The organism is Pseudarthrobacter chlorophenolicus (assembly GCF_000962805.1).
Lineage (GTDB): Bacteria > Actinomycetota > Actinomycetes > Actinomycetales > Micrococcaceae > Arthrobacter > Arthrobacter chlorophenolicus_A.
Map to the genome: position 1 here is coordinate 1 of NZ_JZTW01000020.1, position 18,928 is coordinate 18,928.

Consider the following 18,928-nt stretch of genomic DNA (forward strand, 5'->3'; position numbering starts at 1 on the left):
GTTGGCTGTGTGTGGTAACCACCAACCTAAGAGGTCTTCACCTATTCACGATGTAACCAACGTCCTGACCCAGTACACCTAGGCGTCCAGGCAGGCGGGGCCCAGGAGGACTTTCAGGTCACCGAACAGCGAGGGGCTCGGGTTGACCCGCAGGTGCACGGGCAGGCCCATGACCTCGGTACGGGTGTCGCCCTGAAGATGCAGCCGGACCTCGGAATTTCCCCGGTGGGTACGGAGCACATCGCCGAGTTCAGTCACCACGGCCTCGGTGGCCTTGTGCGTCTGCATGGTGATGACCAGGGGGCCGTTCAAGCCTTCACTGAGGTCCGGGACGGACAGTTCCATGCAGTTCAGGGTGATTGCGCCGTCGTCGCGTTTCTGGAGGCGGCCCTTCACCACCACGATCAGGTCCTCGGCGAGCACGGACGCGATGGGTCCGTAGACCTGGCCGAAGAACATGACCTCGATGGAACCGCCCAGGTCCTCCACCTCGGCGCGTGCGTAGGCGTTGCCGCTGGCCTTGGCGATCCTGCGGCTGAGCGAGGTGATCATGCCCGCAATGGTGAGGATGGCGCCGTCCTGCGGCCCGTCTTCGCCCAGGATGGTGGTGATGCTCATTTCCGCGTGCTGGCTCAGGACCCCTTCCAGGCCCTGGAGCGGGTGGTCCGAGACGTACAGCCCCAGCATGTCGCGCTCGAACGAGAGCTTGTCCTTCTTCTCCCACTCCGGCAGGTCCGGGATCTCGATGCTCAACGACGCTTCGGACTCGGCCTCCTCGAAGCCTGCGAAGAGGTCGAACTGGCCGATCGCTTCGTTGCGCTTGAGCGTGATGACGGAGTCGATGGCTTCTTCGTGGATCATCGCAAGTGCGCGGCGGTGGTGGCCCAGGGAGTCGAAGGCGCCGGACTTGATCAGCGACTCGATGGTCCGCTTGTTGCAGACCACCGCCGGCACCTTCATCAGGTAGTCCTTGAAGGACGTGAAGGCGCCCTCACTCTCGCGCGCGGCAACCATGGCCTCCACCGCGTTGACGCCGACGTTGCGGATGGCGCCCATGCCGAAGCGGATATCCTGCCCCACAGGGGTGAAGTTCAGGGCGGACTCGTTGACGTCCGGCGGCAGGACGGTGATCCCCATCCTGCGGCACTCGTTGAGGTAGATGGCCGACTTGTCCTTGTCGTCACCCACCGACGTCAGGAGGGCAGCCATGTACTCGGGTGCGTAGTGCGCCTTCAGGTAAGCGGTCCAGTACGAAATAACGCCGTAGGCGGCCGAGTGCGCTTTGTTGAACGCGTAGTCGGAGAACGGGAGCAGGATGTCCCAGAGGGTCTTCACGGCGGCCATGGAGTAGCCGTTGTCCTGCATGCCCTGGGAGAAACCGGCGAACTGCTTGTCCAGTTCGGATTTCTTCTTCTTGCCCATGGCACGGCGGAGGATGTCTGCCTGTCCCAGCGAGTAGCCGGCCAGCTTCTGCGCCACGGCCATGACCTGCTCCTGGTACACGATCAGGCCGTAGGTGCCACCGAGGATCTCCTTGAGGGGTTCCTCAAGTTCCGGGTGGATGGGGATGACTTCCTGGATGCCGTTCTTGCGCAGCGCGTAGTCGGTGTGGGCGTTGGCACCCATGGGACCCGGCCGGTACAGCGCAAGGACAGCGGAAATGTCTTCGAAGTTGTCAGGCTTCATCAGCTTGAGCAGGGACCGCATGGGTCCGCCGTCGAGCTGGAAAACGCCCAGGGTGTCGCCGCGGGCCAGGAGCTCGTAGGACGGCGCGTCGTCGAGTTCCAGGTTTTCGAGGTCCAGGTCGATGCCGCGGTTCATCTTGATGTTCTCGAGGGCGTCGGAGATGATCGTCAGGTTCCGCAGCCCCAGGAAGTCCATCTTGATCAGGCCCAGGCCCTCGGACGTGGGGTAGTCGAACTGGGTGATCACCTGGCCGTCCTGGAAGCGGCGCATGATGGGGATGACGTCGATGATCGGGTCCGAGGACATGATGACGCCGGCGGCGTGCACACCCCATTGGCGTTTCAGGCCCTCGATGCCCAGGGCCGTCTCGAAGACCTTGGCGGCCTCCGGATCCGTGCTGACAAGCTGCCGGAAGTCCCCTGCTTCGCTGTACCGCTTGGATTCCGGGTTCTGGATGTCCGCCAGCGGAATGTCCTTGGCCATGACGGCCGGGGGCAGGGCCTTGGTGAGCTGCTCCCCCATGCTGAACGGGTAGCCCAGCACGCGCGAGGAGTCCTTGAGCGCCTGCTTGGTCTTGATGGTGCCGTAGGTCACGATCATTGCCACGCGCTCGTCGCCGTACTTGCGCGTCACGTAGTCGATGACCTCGGAGCGGCGCCGGTCATCGAAGTCGACGTCGAAGTCAGGCATGGAAACGCGGTCCGGGTTGAGGAAGCGTTCGAAGATCAGGCCGTGCCGCAGCGGATCGAGGTCCGTAATCCGCATGGCGTACGCCACCATGGAACCGGCACCGGAGCCACGGCCCGGGCCCACGCGGATGCCGTTATTCTTGGCCCAGTTAATGAAGTCGGCCACCACCAGGAAGTAGCCGGGGAAGCCCATCGAGGTGATGACGCCCAGCTCGTAGTCCGCCTGCTTGCGGACCTCATCCGGAATGCCCTTGGGGTACCGGTACTGCAGGCCCTTGTCCACCTCCTTGACCAGCCAGGAGGTTTCGTCCTCACCCGGCGGACAGGGGAACCGCGGCATGAAGTTGGCGTTCGTGTTGAACGACACTTCGCAGCGCTCGGCGATGAGGAGGGTGTTGTCGCACGCTTCGGGGTGGTCGCGGAAGAGCTCGCGCATTTCCTGCGGGGACTTCAGGTAGTAGCCGCTGCCGGAGAACGCGAACCGGGAGCCGCCGTTGTCGTAGGTGGGCTCCAGCAGGGTCGAGCCGGACTGGATGGCCAGCAGCGCCTCGTGCGCCTTGGCGTCATGCTCATGGGTGTAGTGGAGGTCGTTTGTGGCTACCAGCGGCAGGTTCAGTTCCTTGGCCAGGCGCAGCAGGTCGCCGGTGACGCGGCGTTCGATATCCAGGCCGTGGTCCATCAGCTCGCAGAAGTAGTTCTCGGCACCGAAAATGTCCCGGAACTCCGCCGCGGCTTCCACTGCTTCGCGGTACTGGCCCAGGCGCAGGCGGGTCTGTACCTCGCCGGAGGGGCAGCCGGTGGTGGCGATCAGGCCTTCGGAGTAGGTGTTGAGCAGTTCCCGGTCGAGCCGCGGCCATTTTCCGAAGACGGAATCCAGGGATGCGATGGAGGATGCGCGGAACAGGTTCCGCATGCCAACGTTGTTGTAGCTGAGCAGCGTCATGTGGGTATACGAACCGCCGCCGGAGATATCGTCCTTGCGCTGGTTCTCCTCACCCCACCGGACACGGGTCTTATCCCCGCGCGCGGTTCCGGGCGTCACATAGGCTTCGACGCCGATGATGGGCTTGATGCCCTTGGCCTGGGCTTTTTGCCAAAAGTCGAAGGCACCGAACAGGTAGCCGTGGTCCGTCGTGGCCAGCGCAGGCATGCCCAGCCGTTCGGTTTCGTCGAACAGCTCCCCCAACCGGGCGGCTCCATCCAGCATGGAATATTCGGTGTGGGTGTGCAGGTGGACAAACGAATCATTGCTGGAAGTCACCGCACTATTCTATGCGCTGGCCGGTTACAGCCCTGCCAAGACGATGCCGCTCACGCCTGTCCCGAGGCGAGCACGTCGAGGGCGAAGGCAAGGTCCTGGGGATAATCGCTGGTCACACGCACCCGCTCACCCGTCACGGGGTGGTCGAAGCCGAGTTCCCGGGCATGGAGCCACTGCCGGGTGAGCCCCAGGGTCGCAGCCAGGCGCGGATCGGCGCCGTACGTGAGGTCGCCCGCGCAGGGGTGGCGGAGTGCGGAGAAATGGACGCGGATCTGGTGCGTGCGGCCGGTCTCGAGGTGCACTTCCACGAGGGAAGCCTTGCCAAAGGCTTCCAGTACCTCATAGTGGGTCACGGATGGCCGGCCCTCTTCCGTCACGGCAAAGCGCCAGTCGTGCCCCGGGTGGCGGCCAATGGGTGCATCAATGGTGCCGGTCAGCGGATCCGGCAGGCCCTGCACTACGGCGTGGTACACCTTGTCCACCGTGCGTTCCTTAAACGCCCGCTTGAGGGCTGTGTAGGCCCGCTCGGACTTGGCCACCACCATCACGCCTGACGTCCCGACGTCGAGCCGGTGGACAATCCCGGCCCGTTCCGGCGAACCGGATGTGGAGATGCGGTAGCCGGCACCGGCGAGCCCACCCACCACGGTGGGCCCCACCCAGCCGGGAGAAGGGTGCGCGGCGACCCCCACCGGTTTATCGACGACGACGAAATCATCGTCGTCCAGCAGGATCTTCAGGCCTTCCACAATTTCCTCCACGACTTCCAGCGGATCACGCCGCTCCGGAATGGTGACCTCCAGCGTGTCGCCGGCCGCCAGTTTCGCTGACTTGCCAAGGGCTTTACCCCGGCTGAGCACATGTCCTTCCGCGATCAGGGCTGCAGCGGCAGAGCGCGAAATCCCCATCATGGCTGCGAGGCCAGCATCCGCGCGGGTGCCACCGTATTCTTCCGTGACGATGATCTGCTCAGGCATCGGCGTCCGTGCCTTTCCGCTCGCCATGTACCCGGCTTCCATCCAGGGAAATGCCGCGAAGGGTCAGGATGCAGATGATGGCTACGGCGGAGACCACCGCGGAATCGGCAATGTTGAAGATGGCAAAGTTGGGCAGCTGGATGAAGTCCACCACGTGGCCCATGCCGAAGGAGGGTTCCCGGAAGAGCCGGTCCGTCAGGTTCCCCAATGCCCCGCCCAACAGGAGGCCCAGCGCAAGGGCCCACCAAACAGACCCCAGTTTCCGGACCTGGAAGAGGATGGCGATGGCGACGGCGGCCATGATGATGGAAAACACCCAGGTGACGTTCTCGCCAATGGAGAAGGCTGCGCCGGAATTTCGGATGAAATACCAGTGCAGGAGGGGAGGCAGGACCGGGATGCGTTCGCCCTCCACCATGGAGGACGTCACCCACATTTTGGTCAGCTGGTCGAAGACGTAGGCAAATACTGCGAATCCGGCGAAGAAGGACAGCAGCACCCCGCGTCGTGGGCGGGGTGACGGCGGGACAGGGCGTGCAGCGCCGGCGGCAAGTTCGTCAGTCATGGTGCTTTCATTCGTAAAACCTGGGTCAATGCCAAAAGCCGGTGGCCGAGGAATCCTCAGCCACCGGCTTTCAGAATACGTGCTGTACGTGTTAGTTGGCTTCGCTGACTTCCGGCGTGGCCACGGAGCCGCGGGCATCCAGATCACGCAGCTGGCCTTCGATGTAGGCCTTCAGGCGTGAGCGGTAGTCGCGCTCGAAGCCACGAAGCTGCTCCACCTTGCGTTCCAGGACGGAGCGCTGCTGCTCCAGTGCACCGAGGATCTTGCGGGACTTTTCCTGGGCATCGTTGACGAGGCTGCTGGCTTCGATCTGCGCCTCGGCGATGATCTTGTCCTTCTGCGACTGGCCGTCTGCGACGTGGCGGTCGTGCATCTGCTGCGCCATGGCCAGCAGGCCCGCAGCGGATTCAGCGGAGGGCGTGGACGTGGACGCCGCTGCGGGAGCAGGGGCTGCGGCGACGGGGGCGGCCTGCTGGACGTCCTTCTTCTTCGCTTCGGCGGCCTTGGCCTCAGCCTCGGCCTTTTCGCGGGCTTCGTCCTTGTCAGCCTTGACGGGCGCGGGAACCTTTTCCACCACAGGGGCGGCAGCGGCAGTTGCCGGAACGCTGGATCCAGCCTCGGCGAGCTTCTTGCGGAGCTCGTCGTTCTCCTGGTTCAGGCGGCGAAGTTCAACGACGATCTCGTCCAGGAAGTCATCAACTTCGTCCTGGTCGTAGCCCTCGCGGAACTTGGTCGGCTGAAAGCGCTTGTTGACAACGTCTTCTGGCGTCAAAGCCATCTGGTCACCTCACTGGTCTGGTTAGTCAGTAGGCCTTCCGGCCGTCAAAACTACGGTACCTAAATTTGGTCTGCTATCTCTAATTCAACACTGCAGTGTCAAACTCGAGTTTCCCTGCTTCACACTATCCGGTCCCGGTGGCACGGTCCTGCGTTGCATGGGTTTAAATCTCTGAATCAGGCGAAGCTTCTGGTGATTCCCATCGCAATGCTGACCGCGATGAAGAGGATCAGGAATCCGAGGTCCAGCGAGATGCCGCCCAGGCGCAGCGGCGGGATCAACCGGCGCAGCACTTTCAGGGGCGGGTCCGTGATGGAGTACACGGCGTGCGCCACCACCAGGGCGATGCCGCGCGGCCGCCATTCCCGGGCGAACATCTGCACCCAGTCGAATACCAGGCGGATGATCAGGGCAACAAAAAACAGCAGGAGCGCGAGGTAGACAAGTCCGAAAACAATTCCCATGCCTTAACTCATATCTCCATGTTCAAAAAGCCGATGCCGCGGTGGCGCCGATGTGTTGTGTCTATTTCAGCACAGATGCCAGACAGGTGTCCCTGCCTGGCATCCGTTCAACGTTTGCGGGTCAGCTCTGGTTGAAGAAGCTGGCCTGGGTGTCGCTGGCCTTCTTGTCGTCACCGATGACCTCAACGTAGGACGGCGACAGGAGGAACACCTTGTTGGTGACCCGTTCGATGCTGCCCCGGAGGCCGAAGACCAGCCCGGCGGAGAAGTCCACCAACCGCTTGGCGTCCGACTCGCCCATGTCGGTGACATTCATGATCACCGGAATGCCGTCCCGGAAGCTCTCACCGATGAGCTTGGCATCGTTGTAGGAGCGCGGGTGGATGGTGGTGATCTGGCGGAGGCCTGAGGTCTCTTCGCGGCTGGAGGCCGCACGCTTGATGGGGGTCACAGGGGCGCGGTATTCCTCTTCGGGGGTGTAGGACGTTTCACGGCTGACCTCGCGGACGGGTGCAGGTGCACGGCGTTCCTCGCGGTCTGCTTCCATTGTTTCGTCCTCCTCCTTACGTGTGTTCAATTGCTCGGACTCGTAATGCTCATCGCCGTCGGCGAGCCCAAGATAGATCATTGTCTTGCGCAGAGCGCCGGCCATGGTCGACTCCTAATCGTGTCCCGTAAGCGGGCCGCCCAATGACTTGACAGCACTGGAGTCCCCCGCCCATCACTTCCAACAGTCCCGACGCTACCCCACGGCCGGACGCGATCCGAGAATATCGGAACCGATCCGCAGGTGTGTCGCCCCAAATTTGATCGCTGCTTCAAGGTCCTGGCTCATACCGGCCGAAATGCCGGATGCCGCGGGGTGGGCCTGCACCAGCAGTTCCGAGACCCGGGCGAGCTTTTCAAAGGCCGGTTCGGGCGCGGCACCGAGCGGAGCCACCGCCATGACACCTGCCAGGCGCAAGCCTTCCGAGGCGGCGATCCGGTCGGCAAGCGCCGGAACGTCGGCGGGCAATGCGCCGCCCCGGTGCGCTCCGGCGTCTTCCTCAAGACTGACCTGGATGTAGCAGTCCAGTGGGTCCCGGCCCGTGGCCTCCTGTTCGTTGAGCACCGCTTTGGCCAGCGCATCAACAAGCTGGGGCCGGTCCACCGAATGGACGGCAGCCGCATAGCGCACCACTGACTTGGCCTTTTTGGTCTGCAACTGGCCGACGAAGTGCCAGGCCAGGCCAGCCCCAGCCAGCTCGGCCGCCTTGGCCGCGGCCTCCTGGTCCCGGTTCTCGCCGACGTCCGTCACGCCCAGCGCGGCCAGGCGGCGGACGTCATCCGCCGGATGGAACTTGGTAACCACGATCAGCCTGGGCGGTTGCCCCTCGCGCCCCGCCGACTCGACGGCCTTGGCGATGCGCTCCCGTACCGCGTCCAGCCGCCGGGAGAGTTCGCGGAAGCGGGGATCAGCGGCAGCTGCGGAGTCAGTCATGGCACCACACCAACCCTGCAAAGCGGCCGGTGTGGCGGTCACGGCGGTAGGAATACTGGGACGGCGTCTCAAGGGTGCAGGGACCGCTGTATTCGACAGTCACGCCGGCGTTTTCGAGCTGGCTCCGCGCACCGGCCGGCAAGTCGAGGCCGGGAGTGCCCCAGGACGTTGTGCTCCGGGCTGCCGGCACCGCGGCAACTACCTCGTCCTGCATGGCCCCGGGGACTTCGTAGCAGCGCCCGCAGACTGAGGGTCCAAGCCAGGCCCGGATGCCGGTGGCCCCTAACGAGGCCATGCGCTCAACGGCTGCGGGGATGACTCCGTGCTCAACGCCGGGACGGCCTGCGTGGGCCACTGCAAGAACGGGGCCCTCAGCTGACACACCCGCCAGGATCACGGGGATGCAGTCCGCCACCATGACGGCCAGCGGAGTGCCGCGTGACACCATCGCGTCCGCCTCAGGCGCGGGACTGGCGGCATCCACCAGAGCTACGTCCGTTCCGTGGACCTGGTTCATGAACCGGAGGCTGCCGGCACTGACGCCAATCTCCTCTTCGAGCCGTGAACGGCGTTGCCGGACCGCTTCGGGATCGTCTCCGACGTGGAGCGCCAGATTGCCGGCGTCGCTGGTCGTAAAAGCGGCCGACACCCCCGGAAGGATGCCGGCCCGCCAGTGGAACAAGCCGCTGCCTACTTCAGGAAGTCGGGGACATCCAGGTCGTCCTGGTGGTTGCCGGTAAGGTCCGGCTCCACTACGGACGGCAGGTCCACGTCAAAACCGGAATCTGCGGGTACCGCAGTGGGGCGCTGCTGGCCCCAGTTGCTCAGGCCGGCCGCACCGACTCCTGCGTGGACCGGCTGGACGTTGGGCTGGTGGCTGCCACCCTGGTGGTTACCGGCGGCCGGCGCCTGCGACGGCGCAGGTGCTGCGGGCCGCTGCGGCGCAGCCTGTGCCTGCGGCTGTGACTGGTCCATGGACGGCGAAGTTGCCTTGACGTCGTCGAAGCCCGCAGCAATGACGGTGACCCTCGCCTCGTCGCCGAGGGCATCGTCGATCACGGCACCGAAGATGATGTTCGCTTCCGGGTGGGCAACTTCCTGGACCAGGCGCGCGGCCTCGTTGATCTCGAACAGGCCGAGGTCCGAGCCGCCCTGGATGGACAGCAGCACACCGTGGGCGCCGTCGATGGAAGCCTCCAGCAGCGGCGAGGCGATGGCAAGCTCGGCCGCCTTGACGGCGCGGTCTTCGCCCCGCGCGGAGCCGATGCCCATGAGCGCGGAGCCGGCGCCCTGCATGACCGACTTGACGTCGGCGAAGTCGAGGTTGATCAGGCCGGGTGTGGTGATGAGGTCAGTGATGCCCTGGACGCCGGACAGCAGCACCTGGTCGGCTGAGCGGAAGGCGTCGAGGACCGAGACGTTGCGGTCGCTGATGGAAAGAAGGCGATCGTTGGGGATCACAATCAGGGTGTCCACTTCGTCGCGCAGGGCGTCGATGCCGGATTCGGCGGAGCCAGCGCGGCGGCGGCCTTCAAACGTGAAGGGACGGGTAACGACACCGATGGTCAGGGCGCCAAGGGAGCGCGCAATGCGGGCGACGACGGGAGCGCCGCCGGTGCCGGTTCCGCCGCCTTCGCCAGCGGTCACGAAGACCATGTCGGCTCCGCGCAGCACTTCCTCGATTTCGTCGGCGTGGTCCTCGGCAGCCTGCTTGCCCACCTCCGGGTTGGCGCCGGCTCCAAGGCCGCGGGTCAGTTCCCGGCCTACATCGAGCTTGACGTCGGCGTCGCTCATCAGCAGTGCCTGGGCGTCGGTGTTGATGGCGATGAATTCAACACCTCGGAGGCCGACCTCGATCATGCGGTTGACTGCGTTCACGCCACCGCCGCCGATGCCGACGACTTTGATGACGGCCAAGTAATTCTGCGGAGCTGCCACGTTACGTGTCCCTTGTTCGTGTCTTATTGCGAAAACTGATGGTGAGCTTGAAGCCTGCAACCTTAACCTTCGAGTTGAAGGTTATAGTTATGTCAAGTAACTCATGTCTGTGACGGTATTTCCTCTGGTTCCCACATTCAATAACCGGGTCCGCGTGTCGGATTAATACCGGGAAGAAAGCCGCTCACCGTGTCACCGGATGCCGCGGAACACTGACGTCGTAGACCTGCACGGGGTTCTTCGGATCAGCCGGAACCTTCAGCAGCGCGGCAAGGACCTTGGCTTTGAGTTCCTTCTCGGAGGCGTTGCCCCACACGATGGTCTGGCCGTCCACCAGTTTGAGCTCCACCGCATCAACGGACTTAGCGGAGGCGTTCGACAACTTCGCCAGGACATCCGCGGGCAGAGCGCCCAGCACAGCAGCGGTGGCTTTGAAAAGGTCCTGTCCAATGGCACCGGCGCCGCCGTCGATCAGGGGCAGGGACACCGAGGCCGGGTCCGCGGTGGTGGCCAACTGCACGCCGTCCACGTCCACCAACTGGTACTGCTCCCCCTGTTTGACCAGGGCCACGGGCACACGCTCGTGCACGGTGACAGCCAGTCCGGAGGGCGGCCTGGCCTCGGCCGACACGGACTTGACCTGGACCAGCGGCTCCAGGAGCCGGCTGACGTCGTCGTCACCGATCTGCGGCAAGGGCTTCCCCTGCAGGGGTTCCAGCGCCGCCTGAACCTGGGCAGGCGTCAGCAGCGACGTGCCGGACACAGAAATGGTGCGCAGGGCAAGCACCGGTGAGTACACGGCACCGGCCAAAAGGGCAGCCACCAGTGCACACACGGTGCACAAAACCACAAGCAACCTCCGCCTGCGCCGCTTTCCCCTGGGTTCCGGGAAGGCGACGACGTTGGCGGCCGGGCCGGAATCAGATGCGGCCGATTTCCTGCCGCCTGCCCCGCCCGGGCGGGCGGCAGGTTTTTCTGTCCCCTGCACCGGTACGCTCCGCGACGCCGAGATCACCTCGTCCGCATCCGGGGAGCCTGCGGCATCCGCCTGGCCCCGCCCGCCGGGCGCCGTGCCTTTACGGCCCGTCGGAGTGTAAGTGGGACGGCGCGTGCTAGCCACGCAAAGCCTCCACGATCCGCGGGCCGTACCCGGTCACGTCGCCGGCGCCGGCGGTCAGCACGATGTCACCGTCCGCGGCAGCGTCCGCCACGGCAGCCACAGCCTCTTCCCCACTCACCAGGCGTCCCCGGCCCGCCATATGGTCGGCAATGAGCTTGCTGGTGACGCCGGGGATGGGATCCTCGCGGGCAGGGTAGATGTCCAGGACCAGTGCGGTATCCGCCAGGTCCAAAGCTGCAGCGAACTCCCGGGCAAATTCCCGGGTACGGGAGAACAGGTGCGGCTGGAACAGCACATGCACCTTGTGCTCCCCCGCAACCGAGCGCGCGGCGGTCAGCGCAGCGCGCACCTCGGTGGGATGGTGTGCGTAGTCATCGAACACGCGCACGCCACGGGCTTCGCCCTTTAATTCGAACCGGCGGGACGCGCCGGAGAAGGAGGCAAGTGCTGACGCGGCGGCGCCGGGCGCAACCCCGAGTTCAAGCGCGACGGCGAACGCGGCCGCCGCGTTCAGCGCATTGTGCCGGCCGGGTACCTGCAGCGCGAGGTCGAACCGCCCCTCCGCGGTGGACACCGAGACATTGCCGGGGCCGTCGTCGTGAAGCGTCAGGTCCGCGTCGCCGGCGGTGCCGTACAGCAGGACGCGGGTGTTCCCCGCTTGGCGGGTGCGGTCGGCCAGCGCGCGGGCGCCGGGGTCGTCAGCACAGGCCACAAGGAGTCCGTCGGCGGGCAGCAGGGCAGCGAACTTGTCGAACGATTCATACACCGCTTCGGCTGTGCCGTAGTGGTCCAGGTGGTCGGCTTCGACGTTGGTCACGACGGCGATCCGGGGCCGGTAGTTCAGGAACGAACCATCCGATTCGTCGGCTTCCGCCACAAAGATTCCTGACGTGCCGTGCGCGGCATTAACCCCCAGGGAAGGGACGTTGGCGCCGATGGCAAACGAAGGGTCCAGTCCTGCGCCTTGGAGCAAAACCGTCACCATGGACGTGGTGGTGGACTTGCCGTGGGTACCCGCGATGGTCACCACAGTGTCCTCACCCATAGTGGCCGCCAGCGCTTCGGACCGGTGCAGCACTGGCAGCCCGGCTTGCCGGGCCGCGGCCAGCTCGGGGTTGTCGGCCCTGATCGCCGACCCCGCAACGACGGTCTGGGCATCGCCCAGGTTGCCGGCGCCGTAACCGACGGCAATCCTGGCACCCTTTGCTGCAAGGTCGCGCATGACGGGAAGGTCCTTGGCATCGGATCCGCTGACGGGGACGCCGCGCGCCACCATGATCCTGGCCACGGCGGACATGCCGACTCCGCCCACCCCGATGAAGTGGACCCGGCCAAGGGATGCCAGGGAACCCCGGGCTTCGCTGCCGGAAAGGTTCTGGTTGCTCATGCGGACACCGCTTCCAGGATGAGGGCAGCCATCCGCCGGTCGGCATCACGTACACCCAGCCGGTAGGAGTTGGCTTCCATCGTGGCCAGCCGCGCCTTGTCGGTGACCAGCGGGACGAGTTCCTTGGCCAGCCATTCGTCGGTAAAGTCGCGGTCCTGGACCAGCAGGGCGCCGCCGGCGGCCACGAGGCCTGCTGCATTCAGTGCCTGTTCCCCGTTCCCGATCGGCAACGGCACCAGGACAGCGGGCACGCCCACAGCGGCCACCTCGCAGACGGTGGCCGCGCCGGAGCGGGCAAGCAGCACGTCTGCCGCAGCGTAGACGAGTTCCATCCCGTCCACGTACTCCACTTGGCGGTAGCCCGGTGCGGCCAGCGGCTGGCCGGTCCCGTCCAGGACCGACTTGCCGCGCCCGGTGATGTGCAGGGTTTGGATCCCCGCGGCAGCCAGCTGCCCCAACGACGCAGCAATGGTGCGGTTGATGCTCTGGGCACCGGAGGATCCGCCGGTGACGATGAGGGTGGGCTGCCGGGGATCAAGGCCGAGGGCCTCCCGGGCGGCTGCCCGCGCAGCGTTCCGGTCCAGGCCCGAAATTTCCGTCCGCATGGGCATCCCGACGTGGACGGCGTGCCGCAGCGGTGTCCCTTCGAAAGCGACAGCCACCCGCGAAGTCATCCGCGCACCCACCCTGTTTGCGAGCCCGGGGCGGGCGTTCGCCTCGTGGATGACGATGGGAATCCGGCGCTTCCGGGCCGCGAGGTACATCGGCGTGCACACGTACCCGCCCACACCTACCAGCACATCGGCATCAGCCCGCTCCAGGATTTCTCCGGCCTGGCGGACTGCCCCGGCGAGCCTGGCGGGAAGACGCAGCAGGTCGGCCGACGGTTTGCGCGGGAACGGAACCCGGTCGATCGTCGCCAGTTCAACCCCTGCTGCCGGCACGAGGCGGGTTTCCATCCCGGACAGCGTGCCGACGGCGAGGATGGCGGCGTCCGGCGAGGCGTTCTTCACCGCCGCGGCGATGGCAAGGAGGGGACTGATATGGCCGGCTGTGCCGCCGCCGGCCAGGACGATGGAAGGGTTCTTCGGGTTCATGTGGGATCAGGCACGCTTTCTTGCAGTCTTCTTGTTCCGGGGGGCTTTCTCCCGCCCCGTGGCCTTGAACTTCAGCATCCGCTTGGGACGGATGGCAGGCGCCATCTGTTCCCTGGCCAGGGAAAGCACCACGCCAATGGCGCAGAGGGACATCAGCAGCGCGGAGCCGCCATAGGAGATGAAGGGCAGGGGGACGCCAATCACGGGCATAAGGCCGGTCACCACGGACATGTTCACGGTGGCCTGGCCCAGCAGCCACACCATGATGGTGCCCGCCAGGACGCGGTGGAAGGTGTCTTCCTGGGCCACCACAACGCGGTAGATGGCCGCACCGAGGATTGCGAAAAGGATGAGTACGACGACGGTGCCCACCAGGCCCAGTTCCTCGCCAATGATGGCGAAGATGAAGTCGTTGTGGGCTTCGGGGATCCAGCTGTACTTTTGCCGGCTTTGTCCCAGGCCCACACCGAACCAACCGCCCGAAGCCAGCCCGTAGAGCCCGTTGGTGGCCTGGTAGTTGGCGTCGATGCCGTCAGCGCAGGATTCACCCGTCCACCAGGACGTGATGCGGCACATGCGGTTGGAGCTGGTGATGGCCATGACTGCCGCACCGGCGGCACCCAGGAGCCCGGCGATGCCGAAGAAGTAGAGGGGTACTCCTGCAAAGAACAGCGCGGCAGCGGCAATCATCATGATGATCATGGCCGTACCGAGGTCGTTGCCGATCAGGACCAGCCCGATAACGATCACCGCTACCGGGATGGCCGGGACGAAGACATGCTGCCAGCGCCGCAGCAGCTTGCCCTTCATCGCCAGTACGGTGGCCATCCAGAGTGCCAGGGCGAGCTTCGACGCCTCGGAGGGCTGGAAGGTAATGCCGCCGAGGTCGATCCAGTTCTTGTTGCCGTTGACTTCGGCACCCACCACCTGCACCAGGGCCAGCAGGACCATGGCTGCGATGATTGCGGGCCAGGCGAGGCGCTTGAGCCACACCACGTTGATCCGCGACAGGACGAACATGGTGAAGATGCCGATACCCGCGAACATGCCCTGCTTCAGGGCATCTCCATAGGGCGATTTTCCGGCGGCAATGGATTCCACGCTGGAGGCGGACAGGACCATCATGATCCCGATGGCCGTCAGTGCCAGGGTTGAACCGAGGATGAGGTAGTACGTGGAACCGTTCCGGGACGTTCCGTTGCCCTCAAGGACTGACCAGAACCTGCGGTAGCCCTTCCTGAGCCGGACCATCACCGGCGCCGGACGCTGCGCCTTCGTGGCGGTGGAGCCGGCGCCGGCCGGACGGCCTGGCCGCCCGGCAGGTTGCCGGCGCGTTGGCGTGCTGACCATTCTTACTCCTCGCCGGTCTTGGCCTGCCCTTCCACCAGCCCACGGACAGCTTCGATGAATGCGTTGCCGCGGTGTGCGTAGGAAGAGAACTGATCCATGGAGGCAGCTGCCGGAGCCATCAGCACAGTATCGCCGGATCCGGCCAGCTGGGCTGCTGTCGCAACGGCCAGGTCCATGACCTGTTCCCCGGTAAAGGAGGAACGGGTACCGGTGGCGCCTTCCGCTGCAGCAGTCTGCACCCCTTCAGTGTCACCCGGCACCGCCGCGATCACGCGGACATCCGGCGCGTGTCGCTGGAGGGCGCCGGCAAGCTCGGAGGAGTCGGTACCGATCAGCACCACGGCCTTGAGCCGGTGGGCCTGCTCGCGGACCAGGTCGTCGTAGGTGACTCCCTTTGAGAGTCCGCCGGCAATCCAGACGACGTTCGTGAAGGCCGCCAGTGAAGCTGCGGCGGCGTGGGGGTTGGTGGCCTTGGAATCGTTGACCCACAGAACGCCTTCGTGGCGGGCTACCGGCTGGATGCGGTGGTCACCGGGAACGTAGTCCCGGATCCCCTGCCGGACAGCTGCGGCGTCGACCCCATAGGCACGGACCAGGCCCGCGGCGGCAAGCGCGTTGGCCACCATATGCCGGGGCGCGATCGGACCGAGGTCGGCCATGGCCGCGAGTTCCGCGGCGCTGTCCCGCCGCTCTTCGATGAAGGCACGGTCCACCAGGAGTCCCTCCACTACTCCGAGCATGCTGACTGAAGGAGTGACGGTGGTGAAACCGATGGCGCGGCACCCTTCCACGACGTCGGCGTTCTCCACCATGCGTTCGGTTTCGAACTGCTCGGCGTTGTAGATGCAGGCTTTCTGGGTCTGTTCGTAGACCTTTGCCTTGTCCGCCAGGTAGGAGTCGTAGGAGCCGTGCCAGTCCACGTGGTCCTCGGCAACGTTGAGGCATACGCTGGCCAGCGGCGACAGGGATTCCGCCCAATGCAGCTGGAAGCTGGAGAGTTCCACGGCGAAGACGTCATACTCGACGGGTTCCCGGATGGCGTCAAGGATGGGCTTGCCGACGTTGCCCACAGCGATGGCCTTCAGCCCTGCGGCCCGCAGCATTGATTCGGTAAGGCCCACGGTGGTCGTCTTGCCGTTGGTGCCGGTAATGGCCAGCCAGTCCGCCGTCTTGCGTCCCTCCCGCTGGCGTACCCGCCAGGCGAGTTCGACGTCGCCCCAGACCGGGATGTGTGCGCGGGCTGCCGCGGCCAGCAGGGCCTGGTCCGGACGCCAGCCCGGCGACGTGACGATCAGTTCCGGCAGTTCGCCGTCGATCCGCGGAATGCGGGTCACAGCTTCTTCACCGAGAAGGACATCGGCGGCACCGACGATTTTCAGGGTGTCGGCCGAGGCCGTGGCGGTGTCGCTGGTGGCGGCGTCGACCACCACCACCCGGGCGCCCAGTTCGATCAGCGTGTCCGCTGCGGCAAAGCCGGATACACCAATGCCGGTAACAGCCACGCGCAGCCCGGACCAGTCAGAGTCCCAGGTAACGAGGTTTTCCAAGCGGGGGGAAACGGTCACAGCAGCACAACCCATTCAGCGTAGAAGATACCCAGCCCGACGGCGACGAAGAGGCCGCCAAGGATCCAGAACCTGACCACCACCGTGACTTCGGCCCAGCCCTTGAGTTCGAAGTGGTGCTGCAGGGGAGCCATCTTGAAGACCCGCTTGCCGCCGGTGGCCTTGAAGTAGCCAACCTGGATAATGACGGAGAGGGTGATCAGGACGAAGAGGCCGCCGATGATGCCCAGCAGGAGTTCGGTGCGCGAGAGGATCGCAAACCCGGCGATGGCACCACCGATCGCCAGGGAACCTGTGTCGCCCATAAAGATCTTGGCCGGCGAAGTATTCCACCAGAGGAATCCCACCAGCGCTGCGCTCATGATGGCCGCGAGCAGGGCGAGGTCCAGGGGGTCGCGTACGGAGTAGCAGCCGCTGCCGGCTTCCCGCGGCGAACCGCAGGCCTGGTTGCTCTGCCAGATTCCCATCAGGGTGTAGGCCCCGAAGACCATCACGGAGGCGCCCGCGGCCAGCCCGTCCAGGCCGTCGGTGAGGTTGACGCCGTTGGTGGCGGCGGTGACGATCAGGTTGGACCAGACCACGAAGAGGATGGCCCCGAGGACGGTACCGCCGAAGGCAAGGTCCAGCCACGGCAGGTCACGGACCAGCGAAATCTTGGTGGACGCGGGTGCAAGCCCGGATTCGTCCGGAAAGTTCAGGGCGAGGACGGCGAAGATGACGCCGACGGCGGCCTGCAGGATCAGCTTGGCCTTGGCATTCAGGCCCAGGCTCCGCTGCCGCGAGATCTTGATGAAGTCATCGAGGAACCCGACAAGGCCCATGCCCACCATGAGGAACAGCAGGATCAGGGCTGAGGCGGACGGCCCCGGTGAATCCGGGTTCATGAGGAACATGATGAGGTGCGTGAGCCCATAGCTCAGCAGCACGGCGGCCACCACCACAGTGCCGCCCATGGTGGGCGTCCCGCGCTTGGTGTGGTGGGACGTGGGTCCGTCATCGCGGATGAACTGGCCGTAGCCTCGGCGGACCAGCAGCCTGATGAACAGAGGCGTACCGACGAGGGCGCAGAGCAGGGCCAGCCCGGCGCCGATCAAAAGTGCAATCACAGCTGTGTGCTCCTTTCATCGGCGTTCAGGGGGGTTTGTGGGGGTAATGCTATCCGATCGCCCAGATGGCGCAGGCCCACGCTGTTGGAGGACTTGAAGAGGACCAGGTCGCCCGGCTCGAGTTCGGCGTTAAGGAGTTCGTAGGCCTCGTCAGGGGTTTCGGCGAACAGGCATTCGTCACCCCAGGAGCCTTCCTGGACAGCTGAGACGTACAGGGCCCGCGCTTCCCGGCCCACCACAACCAGCCTGGAGATGTTGAGCCGGACCACTTGCGTCCCCACAGCGGTGTGCTCCCGGATGGAGTCGTCCCCGAGTTCAAGCATCGCGCCAAGGACCGCCCAGGTCCGCCTGCCGCGCCCAAGATCGGCGAGCGTGCGCAAAGCTGCCCGCATGGATTCCGGATTGGCATTGTAGGCATCGTTGATCACCGTGACGCCGTCCGCGCGTTCAGTGCGTTCCATCCGCCAGCGGCTTGCCGCGCTTTGGCTGCTCAGGCCGGCGGCGATGTCCGCACCGGACATCCCGGCTGCGAAGGCCGCAGCCGCCGCAGCGAGCAGGTTGCCGGTGTGGTGGGCCCCGATGAGCTTACTGGCCACGTGGTGCGGGCCGTCGCCGCCGGGCAGCTGAAGGTCGAATTCCGGGTTGCCTTGTTCGTTGGTATCGGCGCCGAGGGCCTCCACCGCGGCTCCCCCGCGTCCTTCGGCGCTGAAGCCGAGCACGGTGGCCGTGGTGCGGCTGCGCATGGCGGCCACCCTGTCGTCGTCGAGGTTGATGATCGCGGTCCCGCCGTCGGAGAGGCCTTCAACCATCTCCCCCTTGGCGAGGGCGATGTTGGCTACTCCCCCGAATTCGCCGGCGTGGGCGGTGCCCACCGCGAGAACCACTCCGATGTCCGGCTTCACCATGTCGGCGAGGTACCGGATGTGGCCGATTCCGGTGGCGCCCATTTCGATCACGAGATAGCGGGTGCCTTCGTCCGCCTGAAAGACGGTCAGGGGGACGCCCACCTCGCCGTTGTAGGAGCCTTTCGGTGCCACCGTTGCGCCCTGTGAGCCGAACAGCCCGGCCAGGAGGTCCTTGGTGGTGGTTTTGCCGGCTGAGCCCGTGATGCCGACGACGGTGAGCTCCTGGCCTGCTGCGGCGCGGGCGGCACGGATCCGCCGGACGGCCTCCGCGGCCAGGGCCCCCATGGCGAGGACGGCGTCATCCACCAGTACCGCTGGGTAGGAACTGCCGTCGGGCCGGGCAGCCGGGCGTTCTACGATTGCCAGGACGGCACCGGAGTCGAAGGCTGCGCCGATGAAATCATGCCCGTCAGCGTGTTCTCCGGGCTTGGCAACGTACAGCGAACCGGGTGTGGCTTCGCGGGAGTCCGTCACTACCGATGTAGGCGTGATTCCTGGATCGGCGTCCAGGCGCCCCTTGGTGATGTCGGCGATTTCGGCCGCAGTAAAAGCAATCATCT

General features: G+C 65.5%; 16 protein-coding genes. All 16 read right to left on the bottom strand.

The window, feature by feature from the left end:
• Positions 1–78 precede the first annotated feature (78 nt).
• A complete protein-coding gene (gene dnaE / locus UC32_RS17080) occupies positions 79–3,636 on the bottom strand; it encodes a DNA polymerase III subunit alpha (protein WP_045732393.1) in 3,558 nt (1,185 codons plus the stop codon).
• 50 nt (positions 3,637–3,686) lie between these two features.
• Positions 3,687–4,613, bottom strand: coding sequence for an RluA family pseudouridine synthase (locus UC32_RS17085; RefSeq protein ID WP_045732394.1), 927 nt, complete (start codon positions 4,611–4,613; stop codon positions 3,687–3,689).
• Entirely contained in the window at positions 4,606–5,178 is a 573-nt protein-coding gene (gene lspA / locus UC32_RS17090) for a signal peptidase II (protein WP_045732395.1), read from the bottom strand. Before lspA ends, UC32_RS17085 begins: the two co-directional genes overlap by 8 nt.
• Before the next feature lie 91 nt (positions 5,179–5,269).
• A complete protein-coding gene (locus UC32_RS17095; protein WP_045732396.1) occupies positions 5,270–5,956 on the bottom strand; it encodes a DivIVA domain-containing protein in 687 nt (228 codons plus the stop codon).
• A 176-nt stretch (positions 5,957–6,132) separates the two neighbouring features.
• A complete protein-coding gene (locus UC32_RS17100; protein WP_015936786.1) occupies positions 6,133–6,420 on the bottom strand; it encodes a YggT family protein in 288 nt (95 codons plus the stop codon).
• Between the two features lie 121 nt (positions 6,421–6,541).
• Positions 6,542–7,072 (bottom strand): cell division protein SepF, encoded by a 531-nt coding sequence (locus tag UC32_RS17105; RefSeq protein WP_045732397.1) that lies wholly within the window; start codon positions 7,070–7,072, stop codon positions 6,542–6,544.
• A 90-nt stretch (positions 7,073–7,162) separates the two neighbouring features.
• The gene (locus tag UC32_RS17110; protein ID WP_045732398.1) at positions 7,163–7,900 is read right to left on the bottom strand and encodes a YggS family pyridoxal phosphate-dependent enzyme; all 738 of its coding nucleotides are present in this window, start codon (positions 7,898–7,900) and stop codon (positions 7,163–7,165) included.
• Positions 7,893–8,582, bottom strand: a complete 690-nt coding sequence (locus tag UC32_RS17115) for a polyphenol oxidase family protein (RefSeq protein WP_045732399.1) — start codon at positions 8,580–8,582, stop codon at positions 7,893–7,895. Before UC32_RS17115 ends, UC32_RS17110 begins: the two co-directional genes overlap by 8 nt.
• Positions 8,583–8,590: 8 nt before the next feature.
• On the bottom strand, positions 8,591–9,838 hold the full coding sequence (gene ftsZ / locus UC32_RS17120) for a cell division protein FtsZ (RefSeq protein ID WP_045732400.1): 1,248 nt from the start codon (positions 9,836–9,838) through the stop codon (positions 8,591–8,593).
• Positions 9,839–10,022: 184 nt separating this feature from the next.
• Positions 10,023–10,958 carry a cell division protein FtsQ/DivIB gene (locus UC32_RS17125; protein WP_045732401.1) on the bottom strand — a complete coding sequence of 312 codons (936 nt, stop codon included), beginning with the start codon at positions 10,956–10,958 and terminating at the stop codon, positions 10,023–10,025.
• A complete protein-coding gene (murC, locus tag UC32_RS17130; RefSeq protein WP_045732402.1) occupies positions 10,951–12,345 on the bottom strand; it encodes a UDP-N-acetylmuramate--L-alanine ligase in 1,395 nt (464 codons plus the stop codon). The genes UC32_RS17125 and murC overlap by 8 nt, the downstream gene beginning before the upstream one ends.
• Positions 12,342–13,442 carry an undecaprenyldiphospho-muramoylpentapeptide beta-N-acetylglucosaminyltransferase gene (murG, locus tag UC32_RS17135; protein ID WP_045732403.1) on the bottom strand — a complete coding sequence of 367 codons (1,101 nt, stop codon included), beginning with the start codon at positions 13,440–13,442 and terminating at the stop codon, positions 12,342–12,344. Before murG ends, murC begins: the two co-directional genes overlap by 4 nt.
• A gap of 6 nt (positions 13,443–13,448) precedes the next feature.
• On the bottom strand, positions 13,449–14,792 hold the full coding sequence (gene ftsW, locus UC32_RS17140; RefSeq protein ID WP_045732404.1) for a putative lipid II flippase FtsW: 1,344 nt from the start codon (positions 14,790–14,792) through the stop codon (positions 13,449–13,451).
• A 2-nt stretch (positions 14,793–14,794) separates the two neighbouring features.
• Positions 14,795–16,372, bottom strand: coding sequence for a UDP-N-acetylmuramoyl-L-alanine--D-glutamate ligase (gene murD / locus UC32_RS17145; RefSeq protein WP_045732405.1), 1,578 nt, complete (start codon positions 16,370–16,372; stop codon positions 14,795–14,797).
• A complete protein-coding gene (gene mraY / locus UC32_RS17150; protein WP_015936776.1) occupies positions 16,354–17,463 on the bottom strand; it encodes a phospho-N-acetylmuramoyl-pentapeptide-transferase in 1,110 nt (369 codons plus the stop codon). The genes murD and mraY overlap by 19 nt, the downstream gene beginning before the upstream one ends.
• The gene (locus tag UC32_RS17155; RefSeq protein WP_045732406.1) at positions 17,460–18,926 is read right to left on the bottom strand and encodes a UDP-N-acetylmuramoyl-tripeptide--D-alanyl-D-alanine ligase; all 1,467 of its coding nucleotides are present in this window, start codon (positions 18,924–18,926) and stop codon (positions 17,460–17,462) included. Before UC32_RS17155 ends, mraY begins: the two co-directional genes overlap by 4 nt.
• Positions 18,927–18,928: the final 2 nt, after the last annotated feature.

Excerpts from the sequence above, each read along its gene's own strand:
- UC32_RS17085 (WP_045732394.1), bottom strand. The coding sequence starts at position 4,613 with ATGCCTGAGCAGATCATCGTCACGGAAGAATACGGTGGCACCCGCGCG.
- lspA (WP_045732395.1), bottom strand. The coding sequence starts at position 5,178 with ATGACTGACGAACTTGCCGCCGGCGCTGCACGCCCTGTCCCGCCGTCA.
- UC32_RS17095 (WP_045732396.1), bottom strand. The coding sequence starts at position 5,956 with ATGGCTTTGACGCCAGAAGACGTTGTCAACAAGCGCTTTCAGCCGACC.
- UC32_RS17100 (WP_015936786.1), bottom strand. The coding sequence starts at position 6,420 with ATGGGAATTGTTTTCGGACTTGTCTACCTCGCGCTCCTGCTGTTTTTT.
- UC32_RS17105 (WP_045732397.1), bottom strand. The coding sequence starts at position 7,072 with ATGGCCGGCGCTCTGCGCAAGACAATGATCTATCTTGGGCTCGCCGAC.
- UC32_RS17110 (WP_045732398.1), bottom strand. The coding sequence starts at position 7,900 with ATGACTGACTCCGCAGCTGCCGCTGATCCCCGCTTCCGCGAACTCTCC.
- murC (WP_045732402.1), bottom strand. The coding sequence starts at position 12,345 with ATGAGCAACCAGAACCTTTCCGGCAGCGAAGCCCGGGGTTCCCTGGCA.
- murG (WP_045732403.1), bottom strand. The coding sequence starts at position 13,442 with ATGAACCCGAAGAACCCTTCCATCGTCCTGGCCGGCGGCGGCACAGCC.
- ftsW (WP_045732404.1), bottom strand. The coding sequence starts at position 14,792 with ATGGTCAGCACGCCAACGCGCCGGCAACCTGCCGGGCGGCCAGGCCGT.
- murD (WP_045732405.1), bottom strand. The coding sequence starts at position 16,372 with ATGGGTTGTGCTGCTGTGACCGTTTCCCCCCGCTTGGAAAACCTCGTT.
- UC32_RS17155 (WP_045732406.1), bottom strand. The coding sequence starts at position 18,926 with ATGATTGCTTTTACTGCGGCCGAAATCGCCGACATCACCAAGGGGCGC.